The sequence below is a fragment of the Planctomicrobium mucosum genome (assembly GCF_051466335.1).
Taxonomy (GTDB): Bacteria; Planctomycetota; Planctomycetia; order Planctomycetales; family Planctomycetaceae; genus Planctomicrobium.
In genome coordinates, this window is sequence record NZ_CP195793.1 from 2,798,884 (window position 1) to 2,812,069 (window position 13,186).

General features: G+C 51.9%; 11 protein-coding genes. 6 read left to right on the top strand and 5 right to left on the bottom strand.

Annotation, left to right across the window (positions count from 1 at the left end):
- The first annotated feature begins 47 nt into the window (after positions 1–47).
- Both SH668x_RS11345 and SH668x_RS11350 read left to right on the top strand, forming a co-directional pair.
- Positions 48–911 (top strand): S1 family peptidase, encoded by an 864-nt coding sequence (locus SH668x_RS11345; RefSeq protein WP_437185172.1) that lies wholly within the window; start codon positions 48–50, stop codon positions 909–911.
- Positions 912–1,007: 96 nt separating this feature from the next.
- A complete protein-coding gene (locus SH668x_RS11350; RefSeq protein WP_437185173.1) occupies positions 1,008–1,820 on the top strand; it encodes a class I SAM-dependent methyltransferase in 813 nt (270 codons plus the stop codon).
- 147 nt (positions 1,821–1,967) lie between these two features.
- Here SH668x_RS11350 and argJ read toward each other — a convergent pair whose 3' ends face one another.
- On the bottom strand, positions 1,968–3,161 hold the full coding sequence (gene argJ, locus SH668x_RS11355) for a bifunctional glutamate N-acetyltransferase/amino-acid acetyltransferase ArgJ (RefSeq protein ID WP_437185174.1): 1,194 nt from the start codon (positions 3,159–3,161) through the stop codon (positions 1,968–1,970).
- 540 nt (positions 3,162–3,701) lie between these two features.
- On the opposite strand from argJ, the gene SH668x_RS11360 reads away from it, so the two are divergent.
- The 4 genes from SH668x_RS11360 (at position 3,702) to trpA (ending at position 7,219) form a co-directional block, all read left to right on the top strand.
- Entirely contained in the window at positions 3,702–3,929 is a 228-nt protein-coding gene (locus tag SH668x_RS11360; RefSeq protein WP_437185175.1) for a hypothetical protein, read from the top strand.
- A 59-nt stretch (positions 3,930–3,988) separates the two neighbouring features.
- On the top strand, positions 3,989–4,897 hold the full coding sequence (gene xerC / locus SH668x_RS11365; RefSeq protein WP_437185176.1) for a tyrosine recombinase XerC: 909 nt from the start codon (positions 3,989–3,991) through the stop codon (positions 4,895–4,897).
- Positions 4,898–5,082: 185 nt separating this feature from the next.
- Positions 5,083–6,288 carry a tryptophan synthase subunit beta gene (trpB, locus tag SH668x_RS11370; RefSeq protein ID WP_437185177.1) on the top strand — a complete coding sequence of 402 codons (1,206 nt, stop codon included), beginning with the start codon at positions 5,083–5,085 and terminating at the stop codon, positions 6,286–6,288.
- Positions 6,289–6,400: 112 nt separating this feature from the next.
- Positions 6,401–7,219, top strand: coding sequence for a tryptophan synthase subunit alpha (trpA, locus tag SH668x_RS11375; protein ID WP_437185178.1), 819 nt, complete (start codon positions 6,401–6,403; stop codon positions 7,217–7,219).
- Between the two features lie 85 nt (positions 7,220–7,304).
- Here trpA and SH668x_RS11380 read toward each other — a convergent pair whose 3' ends face one another.
- The 4 genes from SH668x_RS11380 to wbaP all read right to left on the bottom strand — a co-directional run bounded on the left by SH668x_RS11380 (position 7,305) and on the right by wbaP (position 13,153).
- Positions 7,305–7,736, bottom strand: a complete 432-nt coding sequence (locus tag SH668x_RS11380) for a response regulator (RefSeq protein ID WP_437185179.1) — start codon at positions 7,734–7,736, stop codon at positions 7,305–7,307.
- A gap of 387 nt (positions 7,737–8,123) precedes the next feature.
- Positions 8,124–8,837, bottom strand: coding sequence for a PAQR family membrane homeostasis protein TrhA (gene trhA / locus SH668x_RS11385; RefSeq protein WP_437185180.1), 714 nt, complete (start codon positions 8,835–8,837; stop codon positions 8,124–8,126).
- 245 nt (positions 8,838–9,082) lie between these two features.
- Positions 9,083–11,491, bottom strand: a complete 2,409-nt coding sequence (locus SH668x_RS11390; protein WP_437185181.1) for a polysaccharide biosynthesis tyrosine autokinase — start codon at positions 11,489–11,491, stop codon at positions 9,083–9,085.
- 282 nt (positions 11,492–11,773) lie between these two features.
- Positions 11,774–13,153: an undecaprenyl-phosphate galactose phosphotransferase WbaP gene (gene wbaP, locus SH668x_RS11395; RefSeq protein WP_437185182.1), complete on the bottom strand. Its 1,380-nt coding sequence runs from the start codon at positions 13,151–13,153 to the stop codon at positions 11,774–11,776.
- Between the last annotated feature and the right edge of the window lie 33 nt (positions 13,154–13,186).

The window sequence follows — 13,186 nt, forward strand, 5'->3', positions numbered from 1 at the left end:
CCATGGACTTCGTCGTGATTTTTGTTTTCGAGTTGTGAAGGGTGAAAATGCTTCAACTGAAAACGTTGGGTCTGAAGAGATGTCTCAGCCTGATCGCTGCAGTTCTGACGCTCGGATTCTACGCAGAGTTACGCGCTGACGACTTTGGGAATCGCATTCTTGCCGCCACTTACAAGCTGTTTAATCCGACCTCGACTGCCACCTGCATTCTTGTCAAACGCGATGAATCGGATCCAGCGGTCTACGTGGTGACAGCTCAACATGTGCTTGAGAAGGCGAACGGTGATGTGGCGCAACTGGTGCTACGCCGCGAAGAGGATGGTCAATCTTACGTGAGAGTGGATCACCCTGTAACGATTCGCAAGGACATGCAACCACTTTGGACAAAGCATCCTCAGCAAGACGTCGCGTCCTTGAAAGTCACGGAGCCGTTTCCGTTTCCGATAGAGCCATTGCTTCTCAGCGACCTTGCCGATCAGGTCCGGTTGAATGAAGCGAATCCACAAGTGTGCGACCAATTGTATTTGCTAAGTTTTCCCCAGCGGTTCGAAGGGAATCATGTCGGTTTTCCAGTGGCACGTGCGGGAATTTTTTCGACTCCTCCCCTGCTCGATTCAGATGAGTTTCCAACGTTCATCGCGGATTACACGACGTTTGCAGGTGACAGCGGCGGCCCGGCCTTTATCAAATTGGAAGACGGTCGCCCCTTGGTTGTCGGGCTTGCGATCGGCCAAATTTGGCATGGTGAGCGTTTTGGGAGTGAAACCATGGAAACAAATCTCCGCCATGCCATGGGGTTGGGAATTGTTTTGCACAGCCGATTTCTCATCGAGGTCATTGAGCAGAGTGCAACTCAGCCGGTTCCTTCTACGGAAGGGGTGATGAAGCAGGAAGCAACTGTGGAGCGATGAAGCGTCCAATAGCAGGAGCCAAGAAATCGTTTCCTGCGAGCGGCGATGATCAGTCAGATTTTCCAATAGCAATATCCATCGAGCGGTTCCGTCAGGATGAATGCCAAAGACGAGATTGAACAGGGAGTTCGTTTTTCTTTCGGGAAAAACTGGGCGTCATTTCTGACCACGATGGATGAGTCCCGTATTCAGATTGCGATGCAGTCTCTCCGGGATCAGCTAAAGGTCGACACTCTGGAGGGGAAGACCTTTCTTGATGTTGGATGTGGCAGCGGCCTGTTCTCTTTGGCTGCCCGTCGACTCGGGGCCCGGGTGACCTCGTTTGATTACGACGCTGTCTCTGTGGCCTGTGCGCGGGAACTGCGAAAAAAGTACGACGATCACGAAGATCAATGGGTGATCCAATCGGGTTCCGCACTCGATCTTGCCTATTTGAAATCGCTCGGGACGTTTGACGTCGTCTACAGTTGGGGCGTGCTACATCACACGGGCGCAATGTGGGACGCCCTTGAGAACGTGATCGGGAATGTGAACGCCCAGGGAAAACTTGTCGTCGCGATCTATAACGATCAGGGGATTCGTTCGAAGCTCTGGAGAATTGTGAAGCAGATCTACTGTTCGAATTTTCTCGGCAAATGGCTCATCCTTTGGATGTTCATCCCCTGGTTTCTCGTGAGAACGGTCCTTGTCAGTCTGATCCGAATGCGGAACGAGTTCGCGGCCTATCGACGTAATCGAGGCATGTCGATCATGCACGACTGGTTCGACTGGCTCGGTGGCTATCCCTTTGAGGTGGCCACGTTCGATAAGATTCAGAAATTTTATGAATCGCGCGGGTTCACATTGCTGACAAGTAAACGAACTCATCGACTCGGCTGCAACGAGTTCTGCTTCGTTCGTTCGAACTGAAATCCAGAAAAAAAGAGAGCCGCATCCCGTAGAATGCGGCTCTTTAGCTTTTCTCTTGTGCGGCGAACCAAAGTGATTTTTGGCGTCCGGATGATGGTCAATTCATCGATCAGTCGAACTTCGACTCCGCTCACTCCTGTGAGAGAGTTATGTCGTGTAGTCGGCGTTCAGGTGGATGTACTCTGCAGTCAAGTCGCAGGTCCAGTACGTCACTTCCGATTTACCGAGTTTGAACTGCAGATCGATGGTGACTTCCCCGGATCGCATCGAGTTCGAAAGTGCAGCCTCGTCGTAAGAACTGGGGCGGCCAGATTCGTAAATGCTGACACCATTTAACACGAGTGACAGATCCTGTTCCTGAAACGCGACTCCTGCGTAACCTGCGGCGGAAACAATTCGTCCCCAGTTTGGATCATTCCCTGTGATGGCTGTTTTCACGAGTGGGCTGTCGCAAACAGCCTTGGCGACGAGGCGAGCGTCGTGTTCCGTCGGAAGACCTTGAACATTTACTGTGACGAAATGCTGGGCCCCTTCCGCATCGCGAATGATCTTCTTGCAAAGCTCGGTGCAAACATCGTTGAGTACCAACTGGAATGCTTCCAGATCAGACTCGGATGAACAGCTCACACCAGAAGCACCATTTGCAAGCAGCAGTACGGTATCGCTGGTGCTGGTATGCCCTTCGACGGTGACACAGTTGAAGCTCTTGTTCACTGCGTGACGCAACATATCGGTTGCCAATGTCTCCGGAATGGCGGCATCGGTCATGACCACTGCGAGCATCGTCCCCATGTTGGGAGCAATCATCGCTGCCCCCTTGCAGACACCTGTTACTGTGACGCTGACTCCGTCGATCGTGCATTCTCGCGTCACGATCTTCTCGACAGTATCTGTCGTCATGATGGATCGGGCAGCGGTTTCAAGATGTGTGAGCTCTTTTCCGAGTTGACCGGAGACCTCTCGGATTCCTGACTCAATTTTGTCGAGGGGCAGGAATTTTCCGATCACGCCTGTCGAGCAGATCAACACATTTTCTTCGACCGATCCAATTCGTTCGGCGACGAGCGATGTCATCTGCTTGGCGTCCGAGATTCCTCGTTCCCCGGTGCAGGCGTTTGAATTGCCTGAGTTGATGACAACTGCTCGAACCGAGCTGGAAGGAACTCGCTCCCGAGACACAATGACGGGTGCCCCGACCACACGGTTTCTTGTGAAGACCCCAGCGGCCACAGCCGGTTCCTCGCTTGTGAACAAGGCCAGGTCCAGCTTCCCTGATACTTTGATTCCGCAGCAGACACCTGCAGCCTGAAACCCACGAGGGAGGTGTGCATCATTCGACATTGTGAATCCTGCGGTCATGTTTAACTTTGATGGTAAGGAAATCACTCAGGTTTTGACTTGAGCGCAAGTGCAAACTCTTCTCAGTTCTTGGGAGAGAATGCAAGTGAATCGACGTCCAGATCGCCCGCTTACACAAATGTGGCGATCTGACGCTTCGCTGTTCCTCAGGTCAGCGTCGCCAGACCTCCCGTGTTGCTTCAGTTGAAGTCAGCACTGACCCCGCGATTTGTTGGGGGTGACGAAAAATGTCGCAAGATTCTTTCTGAAATGAATCCGGATTGAATTTTAAGGATTTTAACGTGTGAACAAGAGTGACAATTTGCGGGACATTACCGACCAGTGGATTTGTTCGATTCGCGATACTTGCCGGTTGAATCGATGTCTTCCTGATGAAGAGTTCTGAAGATACCAGATCAACCAGTCAGATCCCTGAAATTCTCTAAAAGTGTCAGTAATTCGGAGTATTCAAGAACTTCCTCCGATGAGGCTCGACGATAACCCCGGTGGGTAGCGTTGTGATCACGAGCGAGGTGAACAGGGATGGACCGAAATGTGAATGTGATTGCACTGGTCAAGGACGGAGAACGCTACGTTTTTCTCTACGACGAGGCGAGCGTCGCTCAGCTTTTGCAGACATTGGGCAAGTACGCAGCCGACCCCGAGCTGAATTTCACTTGGTATGACGCCGCGGTCTTGAGCCAGAAAGTGCGCCGTCTTCAAAACGACACGGTGGATTCGACGGACAAACCGTTTCGTCGCACTGCCTGAGTGTCACGAATTGTGAGTCCAATTCATTTCTGCAGAAATCAGCATCGGCAAACTCTGAAATGATTGAAGCAGTTGACCAGTTCCTCCGCCATCTGAAACTCGAACGAAACGCTTCTGAACTCACTGTGAAATCGTACGGCGACGATTTCGCCAGCTTCCACGACTACCTCGAAGATCGTGTCGGAGGAATTACCCACCCCGACCAGATTACCATTCCGATATTGCGAGGATACATCTCCTATCTTCACGAGTGTCAGTACGCCAAAACGACAATCGCCCGCAGACTTGCTTCGCTTCGCAGCTTTTTCCGCTACACGACGCGAGAGGGGCTTACCGCTTCGAACCCTGCCAAAGTCATCAGAACTCCCAGAACGGGCCGCAAGCTTCCGCATTTCCTTTCTACCGAACAGGTTGCTTTGCTGTTAGAGGCTCCGCCAGCGAACGAGCCGGCTGGATTGCGAGACCGAGCGATTCTCGAAACGCTCTATTCCGCCGGGCTGCGTGTCGCTGAGCTGGTCGGATTGAACGTTGGAGACTGGGATCGAGGGGCAAACATTCTTCGTGTCTTCGGAAAAGGTAAGAAGGAGCGTATCGCGCCCGTCGGTTCGTATGCAGCGAAGGCACTCGATGCCTGGTTAGCGGTCCGCTCAGTCGATCCGCATGCGCCGCCGGATGAATTTGATGCGATGTTCCTGAATCGTTTTGGGCGGCGTCTCACCACCCGAAGTATCGGAAGAATGCTGGAAAAGCATCTTCAAGATACTGGACTTGATACAATCACCTCCCCGCATACATTGCGACACAGTTTCGCGACCCATTTGCTGGACGGAGGCGCCGATTTGCGCGCTGTTCAGGAGCTTCTTGGTCACAAGAGTCTCACGACGACGCAGATTTATACTCACGTCAGTACACGCAGGATGCGAGAGACCTACCAGTCTTCGCATCCCCATTCTCAACGTACTGAATAGGTGAACCGGTGTTCGTCGGCACGTGTCACCGGGGACGTGACGTGATTGAGCCGTCGGAATCTCGCAAAACGCGATTCAGGGAATCCAGTTCGGCATGTTCCTGGCCAGATTCGTTGACTCCTGCGGTACGGAACGAATACCCTCGCTGCTGACTTGGAATTCGGTTAGATCTAAGGTGCCCTGTCATGTGTGCTGCTAATAAAAGTGTCCCAGATATCACGGGACGATTTGGTGAGTTCGGACGACGTTTCGTGCCGGAAACACTGACGCAGGCGCTAGATGAGCTGACGGCGGAATATGCCCGCGCTCAGAAGGATCCCGAGTTCCATGCTCAGTTGAGCCATCTCCTGAAAACGTACGTCGGTCGACCCAGTCCGTTGTACTTTGCTGAGCGGCTGACCGAAGAAGTCGGCGGAGCAAAAATCTACTTTAAGCGTGAAGACCTCAATCATACCGGGGCTCACAAAATCAATAACACGATCGGGCAAGCGTTACTCACCTTGCGGATGGGCAAGAAACGAGTGATTGCAGAAACAGGTGCCGGGCAGCATGGAGTCGCCACTGCGACTGCGTGTGCTCGCTTCGGGCTGGAGTGTGTTGTGTTCATGGGCGAAGAAGATATTCGCCGTCAACGGCTGAACGTATTTCTGATGAGGAGCATGGGGGCAGAAGTTCGCCCAGTCACTTCAGGCTCACGAACACTGCGGGACGCTGTGAATGAAGCTCTTCGGGACTGGATGGGGACTGTTGAAACGACTCACTACATTCTCGGTTCAGTCGTCGGGCCGCATCCGTTCCCGATGATCGTTCGCGACTTCCAATCGGTAATTGGCAAGGAAACTCGTGAACAATGCCTGGAGATCACAGGGCGACTTCCTGATGAAGTGGTCGCGTGCGTCGGAGGGGGCTCCAACGCTGCCGGGATGTTTTACCCGTTTGTAGAGGATTACGGAGTTGCGTTGACTGGTGTTGAAGCAGGCGGTCGCGGGAGCGGTCCCGGAGACCATGCAAGTGCCCTGTCCTACGGTGTTCGCGGAATTCTACACGGCAGCTACAGCTATGTACTTCAGGATGAAGATGGACAGACTCAGGATGTTCACTCCATTTCAGCAGGACTCGATTATCCGGGAGTGGGACCTGAACACGCTTACTGGAAAGACACCGGACGTGTGACATACACGACGGCAGAAGATCACGAAGCATTGGCGATGTATCAGAAAGTGGCACGGCTGGAAGGGATTCTCCCAGCGGTTGAAAGCTCACATGCGATGGCACAAGCCATCAAATCCGCCGAGAAACGCACCAAGGATGAAACCGTTGTGGTTTGCCTATCGGGACGTGGTGACAAAGACGTCAATGAAGTCGCAAGATTACTGGGACTGGAGATTTGATTTTGAATGGGAATGACCAATCGAAAATGGCCAGGTGGCTGGATTGGTCCCCGTTAATTTTACAGCTCATCGTCAGTTCGCCAGGATCACCAGGAAAATTCAGGAGTCTCCATTGTCGTCTCGCATTGCCAACACATTTGCTCAGTTGAAGTCGCAAAATCAAATGGCGTTTATGCCATTCATTACGGCTGCCGATCCCGATCTTGAGACGACCAAGGAGGCGATTCGAACTCTGGCCTCCGCGGGAGTTGATTTGATCGAAATCGGATTTCCTTACAGCGACCCTGTTGCTGATGGGCCGGTGATTCAGGCCAGTTATTCACGGGCGCTGGCAAAGAAGTCGAAGGTTGCGGACATCTTTGTCGCGATCAAGGAATTAAAAGCCGAATCCGTGCCACCGCTTGTGGCAATGGTTTCCTATGCAATTATTTTTCGAACCAGCATCGACAAGTTTTTGAGTGAATGCGTCGAGAGCGGCATCAGTGGCTTGATTGTGCCTGACCTGCCCGGAGCTGAAGCTCAGGAATTATTTGAAGCGACGAAAGCTGTCGGCCTCGATCTCATTCAATTGATTGCCCCAACGACACCGCGCGAACGCGTTAAGGACATTTTGAGCGTCTGCTCTGGGTTCGTTTACATCGTCGCTGTCGCTGGGACAACAGGAGAGCGTTCAGAAGTTGCGGACGCCCTGCTCAAACAACTGGCATGGCTGAAAGACGAAACGACTCTGCCGTTGGCAATCGGTTTCGGGATCAGTCGGCCTGACCACGTCGATCCGCTCCGAGGACTTGCTTCCGGGGTGATTGTCGGAACCGCTGCTGTTCGGTTCTTCGAAAAGATCGCCAACGAGCCGGAGAAGAAGGCAAGTCATCTCGAAGGCCTGAAAGATCTTGCACAACAGATGGTGGCTGCAACCCGAGTGACTCAGTAGCCCGCCAGCAGTCTTGTTCTGCGATTGTCGAAATTGCCCAATCGGGCCGAGTGATCATGCTTCGCAGTTGAATGCAGCGACGACATCATCGTTCAGGTGTCGAATCGCTCACGGTTTCCGATGATGCGCGAGCAAGCTGATACACCAGATCAACCAACTTTTCGCCGTCGAGCGGCTTTTTTAGATAGGCGTTGAATCCCGCCTCAAAGCTCTCGTTCCGATGTCCCTCTTCTCCTCCTGCAGAGAGGGCGAGAATTGGGGTATCGATCCCTTGCCGACGAAGCTCCGCGGCAGCTTCCAATCCATTCATGATCGGCATCTGGACATCGAGGACGAGGACGTCAAACTGCATCGGGGACGCGTAAAACTTCCGCACCAGTTCCACCGCCTGTTGGCCGTTCTCCCCTGCCGTGACGACAGCCCCAGCATCTCTCAGAATGTGCTGGACGACAAATCTGGCATCTCGCCGATCATCAACAAATAAGACGTTCAGACCATTTAATCGTGTTGAGTTCATTGTTCGGTCGACTCTTCTGTTAAAAGAAAGAGCACTTCTATTTCGACGCTGCCCCCTGAGATCGATTCTGTTCACGGGGCGCATTTCAAATCGCGTGCGATGATTGGTGCTTTTTTGATTTTAAGGAAGAATTCTCAGAGGTGTGTCGAAAATGCCATACTTTGTGTAAGTCGCCTCCCAATAAATGGTTAACGTCGCTCAGAGAGTCCTGTGGATATGCGGAGCTGATGGCAATCCGGAAACGTTCTTCTTATCGCAATCATCCCCAGTCGCTTACCTCAATGGATGACGGGAACCGCTTAGCTCGATTCAGGATGCGATGTCGACAGGGAACACTCTGGAAATGACGGAAGAATCCGGCCAACGCAATACAAATGCCGGCAGGTGCTAAACGATCATCGAGATTGCAATGAAGTGTGCTGCGCTGCCAGCGACAACGAACATGTGCCACACAGAATGCAAGTATCTCGCTCGATTGTCATACCAAAGGAAGAGGGAGCCGAAAGAATATAGTAGCCCTCCTGCGACGATCCACAGAACGGCGTCCAGGTTGGCTTGAGGAGCGATCACAAACAGGCTCATCGCAGGAAACCAGCCGAGGAGCAGATAGAGTTTTTGTCCGGTGGCAGAGAGATAACCCGTTTTCAGAATTGAGTAGGCACCTGCAGCCGCTAAGCACCACATGGAGATCGTCAGTATCGGCCAGTAACCGTGCCTGAGATAAACCGCAGCGAAGGGAGTATATGTCCCGGTGATCAGAAAGAAGATGCAGATCTGATCGATCTTGCGATAGAAGTGTCGACGTTTGACGTCATAGAACGCGTGTGAAAGCATCGACGCAGCATAGAGGGCAACAAGGCTCACACTGTACGCCACGCACGCAACAACGATCCAGGGATCGGGTGATCTCCACGTGTGCCGGATGAGCCAAGCCGCTGCGAGTAGGCTGCCGACGAATCCTAATCCATGAGTTAGGAAGTTGGCGAACTCATCGGGAGGGCGGATTGCGCGCTCGATCCCTTTTATCTGCGGCGTGATTTTCCCAATGTTCTCAGTCGAATTGGAAACCACGCTTGGGGGAGATGAATCAGTCGTCGCCATTTTTGAAATTTAATGGATCTAAATAGATGAGTCTATATTGGAACGGACACGATCAATTTTGCATTCGCTGAATGCACTTCATGTCAGTAAGGAATGGGGCGACGCCAAGTTCGTCCAGTGGACTTCGTTCAGGGAAGATCCTGAGTGCCTGACTCGCCAATGAAGACTCCCCGATTTGAAGCACCATCACGATGATCAAACCGGGGAGTGAATTTCAAATTAACTGAGAAGTGACTCGTTCGGTATCAGCCGTTCTTGTGAGCTGCTCCGTTGGATTTGGCTTGATTCCGCTCGGCCTCCATCATGCGGTTCGCGCCGTAGACACGGTTTCCATAGGAGTTGCCGTACCCGTACCCATACCCATAGCCATAGTAGTAGCCACCGGATCCATCCCCGGTTGCACGAGTGAATTCCTTCGGACTTCCGAATGTATTCACGATACAACCGCGGAGATTGGCGGATGCTGATCGCAGTCGTCGGACAGCTTCGGCGCACTTTCTCTTCGTGTCAGCGGAAGCGCGGATCACCAGAAGTGCAATGTCACATTTCTGCGAGACGATCGCCGGGTCTGAGACCATCAGCACTGGCCCGCAGTCGACCAGAATCAGTTCGAACTGTGTTTTTAATGTCGCCAGGAGCTTATCGAACTTCTCTGACTGGAGGAGTTCGGCTGGATTGCGAACTGAGCCACCAGCGGTCAAAAGCGTGAGCCCGTCGAGTTTCGTGCTAAGCAGGCAGTCGTTTACTTCTGCTTCACCCTTCAGAATGTCCGAAAGGCCTGTGCCGATCTCAAGATTGAAGAACCGGTTTTGTGTCGGTGCCCGCATGTCAGCATCAATGATTAGAGTCTTAATGCCGAGCTCCGAGAACGATGCTCCGAGGTTTGCCATAATCGTCGACTTACCGTCTTTGGTTTGGCAACTCGAAACCATTGCTGTCCGAAGGTTCCCCTCTTTCACCTCTCGCAAAAAATAAGTCCGAAGCAAACGGAAGGATTCCGCTTCTGGGGCAAGAGCATTCACGATCATGCGGGATGCATTTCGGTTGCTACCTGATCCACGAATTCGCCCAACTTGCCCAATGACCGGCAGCGACAAGACTTGGTCGATTTCGATTGGTGATCGGAACCGGTTGTCCATCTGATCAAGAACGATCGCTAAACAGACTCCACCGAGAAGGCCCAAAATGAGACCACCGGCACCACAAATCGGAAGTGAAGGCCAAACAATCTCACCTTCTTCTGGAGCATCCAAAACTTCATGAGCGTAACCACTCAAACCGCTTGCAGTGTCCATCTTACGCAGCTGATCGACTGTCCCGTCGAACAGAGCCTGTTTCCTGGTAATTTCGCCTAGAAGCATTTTGTCTCTGAGCTCGAACTCAATCAGCTCCTTGGACTGTGCTTCAGCAGCGGCCGCCTGTGCTGTGAGTTCGTCTTTCCGTGCAGAGAGAGACACCAACTCGTGTCGAAGATAGCCCAGGTAGGTTTGAGCAATCTTGCTCGGAGTCATTTGATCGAAGATTGTCGTAAATTCCGATTCCTTGCGGGCGTTCTTGATGACATCTTCCACCATCTGAATTCGCTTTTTCAGATTGATGACGTCCGGGTGGCCCTGTCGGAAATTGGACTCCAGTTCCGCGAGTTGTGCTCGCAATGAAGTCAGAAGGTCATATTGAGCAGTCGCCGCCGCCAGACGGTCTGGTTGATTCTTTAGAAAATCTGCCGACTGCCCTGAGGAGAAGCTGACATAGGTCGTCAGACGCTGAAGGCTCTCTGAATCAATCAGAGACATCAGTTCGAGAGGCTCGAGATTGTCCAGGTCAATGTCAGCGAGGCGCTCTTCGATTTTCTGAAGACGCGTCAACGCGGTAGTATATTGAATGTCGATAGAAAGACGTTCGTCTTCCAGTCGCTTGAATTTGTCCATGTAGACGTTTCCGCTCCCATCTCCGGCGTAAAGAACTGGAGCGGACCGACGAGCAGCGACGTATTGGTCTTCAGATTTTCTCAATTCGAGAGCGAGCTTATCGCGTGCCTCGTTGATGAGAATATAAGCTGCATTCATGGTTTTGGAGATCTGCTCATCCAAAAACGATTCGTACTCGAGGACAATCGCTTGCAGGATTTTGAGTGAATCTTGCGGATCTTCGTGACGGAATTTGATTGTCAGACTTCTCGCATCGCGTGCCGAGCCACTTCCCCCCTTGGCGAGCTTTAGCTGCTTGATGACATATTTGCCTGGTGAAAATGTCGGATCGGAAGCAAGTTTGTCCTGAAAGAAAGGCATCTCCTGCCAGTTGGCACGATCCAGTGCTTTAGAAATGATGCTTTGACTTTGGACAATCTCAATATGGTTAGCGAGCGTTTCGGCGTTAATTCTGTCCTCTGACCACGCGCCACTGGTATTGTCGTCCTTAGGGCGAACGTCTTTGAGAGTGATTAAAACCTTCGCTTTAGACTCGTAGACTTCCGTTGCGTTTGCCCAGTAAACAACACCTAGCAGAACGCCAATTGCTGCGCAGCAGAGAATGACGGCGGATCGACCCTTGATGATCCCAACGATGTCCATTGCCGGCGCAGATGCGGGAGCTGGTGGAGCGTTAGGATTTTTGCCCGGAGTGAGATTTTCCGGGATGTTTACGTAATCGTTCATGTTTTCGGTAATCTGAGTTCGAATTCCAACCGTTAGCAACCGAATCTTGATCTTGGATGAGAATTGAAGACCAATTGACGACGAGGCAGCTCTCGACTTTAGAGTTTCTTGGGCTGGAAGGAAAGTTTTTATTAAGTGAACACTCTGAGATTGCCCAAATGCACCTTGTGCATTCATTCAATTACATTAACACGCCCAGCTTTTCCTCAGTCTCCAATTTGACTAAGTGCTTCATTTAGAACGATTGCCAAAAACCGATTCAATGTTCGATGTTGGGTTGCTTTAGAAAGCTCCCTCTCTCAGTAGTACCGTTTTCACGGTTCTTCCAAGAATGAAGATGTCCAACCAGAACGACCAATTCCTGACGTAATATGCATCGAATTGGCTACGCCGCTCGAATGTCGTGTGATTCCTGCCTGAGATTTGCCAGAGCCCGGTGATGCCGGGGCGAACTCGCTCGTACAATGCAAGCCGCTCTCCGTATAACACTGTCTGCTCAGTCATAAAGGGGCGGGGCCCCACAAGGCTCATGTCGCCGCAGAGAACGTTCCAGAGTTGAGGTAACTCATCAAGGCTCGCTTTTCTGAGCAGGTTTCCAATGCCGGGAATGATCCGAGGATCGTTTTTCAGTTTCTGATTGAGATCCCACTCAGTCTTCATCTCCGGATGTGCATTGAGATAGTCGATGAGTGCCTGATCTGCATTCACGACCATTGTACGAATCTTCCATGCACGGAAGGTTTTTCTGTCTTTTCCGACCCGATCCTGGCTGTAGAAAATCGGACCTGGCGAGTTCCACTTCATACAGACATACGTGACGATGAAGAGAGGAACGAGAATGGGGCTCAGCAGCAGGGACCCCAAAAGCACTGCAGAAATATCAAAAGCTCGTTTACAGAATTGTGCCCAAGGATCGAGTAGCCGTTCTCGATAGCAGATCCCCAGCAGTCCGCCAATATCCTGAGTGTGGTTCCACAAACTCGGGTATTCACTGAACCCCGGAATCACGACGACATTCGGGATCTCTTTGCAGTGGTGGACTAGCTCAGACACCGTTTCAGAATGATTCTCACTTGGGGCAATCACCGCCCAGCTGATGTGGTGTTTACGGGCGATTGCTGAGAGATTGTGCAATGTGCCCAGTGAGTCAGCATTGTTCGGGCCGAGGAGATGGTCTTGGATGTAACCGACAGGTCGGAGGCCAATTGAAGATTTTTGCTTAAGAACTTGAATCAGTCGTTCGCACGAATCTTTGGGGCCAATGACGACCGCAGGCTGACCCCACCAAGATAGGTAAGAGAGAACAGAACGCGCGGTGCATCGCACTGGAGGGCAGATCATCAGTGCAAGCATTGAAAGGACGACAGCGAAGACTGAGCGGTAAAACACATCGTGGCCTGACGCGACCGCAAAAATGAACAGCACCACTCCCGCCGCTAATGTCCCACGAGCGATTGTTCGCATCTCGGTGATCGGGTTCAGGCCGATTCCGGGGTACAACGACAGGAGTGTGAATATGCTGATAAACACCAAGCTGTAGAGACACAAATGGGGCCCCAAAGCGATTGATTGGGGGGCATTCGGAAGGAAAAAAGTCAGTGCAGTCGAGGCGACCAGCGTGCAAAGTAGCAGTCCGACGACATCCAGAAAAAGCAGCGGCAATGCAGACTTAAAATTGTCAAAAGACCTCTTCAG